Origin of the sequence: Azonexus sp., assembly GCF_036170495.1 — a bacterium.
Classification (GTDB): Bacteria; Pseudomonadota; Gammaproteobacteria; order Burkholderiales; family Rhodocyclaceae; genus Azonexus.
The window spans coordinates 1-2,067 of sequence record NZ_JAVHPH010000375.1; the positions used below are offsets into that span (position 1 = coordinate 1).

Here is a 2,067-nt window from a genome sequence, read left to right on the forward strand (position 1 = left end):
CCTGGCCAACCGGCGTGGTCAGCGGCAGTTCGGCGAGGACAACGCGATCGAGCAGATCGGTGCGCGTAAACACGCCGACCGCTTTGCGGTCCTCACCCGCGACGACCAGCGAGCCGACCCCGGCTTTTGACATGATTTCGAGCGCGGCGCGCAAAGGGGTTTCCGGCGCGACCGTGATCGGCGAGCGCGAACCAATGCCGGCCAGCGGCGAATTGAGCGTCTGCTGCTCGCTGGCGCGCTGGGAAAATTGCAACTGCAATTGGCGCCGCGATTGGTCGAGCAGGCTGGCAATGTAGCGTGTGCAGAACAGGTTGAATTCCGGGCTGGCGGTCAGCAAGGCGAGGAAATCATCGGCCGGCAAATGGTAGCAGAAGGTGTCTTCAACCGCCGTGTACAGATTGGTCGATGGCCGGCCGGCCGTGACGGCGCCGATCGGGAAGCTCTCGCCGGCACCGAGGCTGAGAATCGAGTATTCGGTGACGGTAACTTCGCCAGCCTGGCGCGCCTGCACCTTGCCCGATTCGATGAGGTAGAAAAACCGGACCTTGCCGGAATCCGGCCCGACGATTTCACTGCCGGCGGCGTAAAAGACGATCTGCGCCTTTTCGGCAAAATGCTGCAAGGCTTCCGGCTGCATCGTATTGAACGGCGCGTGGTTGCGCAGGAAAGCCTGCGTGTTGCTGGCCATTCGGCTGCGCCCATCATGACGCAGCGACATTTCCACCTGGCCTACAACCTGTTGTTGTACCTGTTCTTTTTCCTGCCCGGTTTGCTGTTGGGTAGTCACGACGACCTCATTTCTTAGAGTGCATAGTTTAACTTGAGACGCTGTTGCAGGCGCTTTGCCTGCTTCAACGTCTCGCGCAAGATGGCGCGATCGACATCATGCAGGTTGCCGGGTTTCAGGCCATGACCCTCGGGCTCCCCACGGCCCGCGGTTTCAATCTGCTGCGCCAGCCGCAAGCGCAAAATTTGCGAAAAAGCGGCGTCGACCGCAGCAATCTCGCTCGCCGGCAGGCCAGCCGATGCGCCGGCCTGACGCAGGCGCTCAGCCGTATTGACCGATGTCGTTCCGGAAGACAGCGCGAAGATGCGGGCGACATCGACAAAGATCCGGCTGCCGTATTTCTTGAGATCGATGCTCTCCCCCTCCCCTGCCGCGATGTCGCCACGAAAATTGAGCGGCACATCGACCCGCAGGGCGTTAGCCGCCATAAGGTGCTGGAAGGATGGCGTGGCCACCGTCATCGCGAGCAGCACGCTACGCAATTTTTCGCCCAGGGCGAGTTCGCCGTACAAGGGACGCAGATCGAAAAATATGCTGGCGTTCAGCAACGCCTCGGGCTCCGGGCGGCGCACCCAGTCAATGAATTTTTCGCGCCACTCTTCAAGCGACAAGCACCAGGCCGGATTGCCGGCCATGATCTGCCCGATACACAAGGCGAAGCCACAGGCCGCCAGGTGCCGATTCACCTCCTGGGCGAAGGGCAGAAAGATCTGGCGCAAGGCGGTCGCCTCCTGCTCGCTGGTGGCGTTGAAAATCAGGCCGTTATCCTGGTCGGTGACGAAGGTTTGTTCATGCCGCCCTTCCGAACCGAGGGCCAGCCAGCACCAGCTCACCTGGGGCAGGCGATGGCGGCGGACGGTCAATTCGATAATTCTGCCGGTCAACCGGTCATTGAAGACAGAAATCAGCTGCGTCGCGGCGAGCCCGTCAAGACCGCGCCCCGCGGCGCCCAACAAGTGGTCGCGCAAACGCCCGGCGAGGGCCGGTGCCGCGTCGAGTTCGGACAGCGCGCTCACCGCCGTGACCAGTTCGAGTTGCTGCCGACAGGGCGAGGTGAAATCGGAATTCATGCCGGCCTCAATATTTCACTCGGGCGAAATAGGTTTTCTCGGCCGCTTCCAGCGCCTGGCGAACGGTCACGATACCCATGTCTTCGAGCAGCTTGATCAGCTTGAGGAAAACTTCGCCCGTCGCCAAAGCGTCCTCCAGTGCGTTGTGCCGCGTGCCGATGGTGATGCCGAGGCGCTCAAGGATGACGTCGAGCTTGTGCGATTCCTGGT

The 2,067-nt window shown here is 61.7% G+C and carries 2 protein-coding genes and 1 pseudogene; all 3 read right to left on the bottom strand.

The genetic code is table 11. The features are described from left to right. On the bottom strand, positions 1-787 hold a 787-nt coding region (locus ADADOO_RS13725), incomplete at its 3' end, for a CBS domain-containing protein (RefSeq protein WP_511278066.1). A 14-nt stretch (positions 788-801) separates the two neighbouring features. Further along, complete coding sequence (locus tag ADADOO_RS13730) at positions 802-1,857, bottom strand: DUF294 nucleotidyltransferase-like domain-containing protein (RefSeq protein WP_511278067.1); 1,056 nt, start codon at positions 1,855-1,857, stop codon at positions 802-804. 7 nt (positions 1,858-1,864) lie between these two features. Continuing rightward, positions 1,865-2,067, bottom strand: a pseudogene (locus tag ADADOO_RS13735) (DNA polymerase III subunit epsilon); the annotation flags it as partial.

What these genes read in the sequence shown, in the direction of transcription:
- ADADOO_RS13730 (WP_511278067.1), bottom strand. Translation starts at nt 1,857, where the DNA reads ATGAATTCCGATTTCACCTCGCCCTGTCGGCAGCAACTCGAACTGGTC.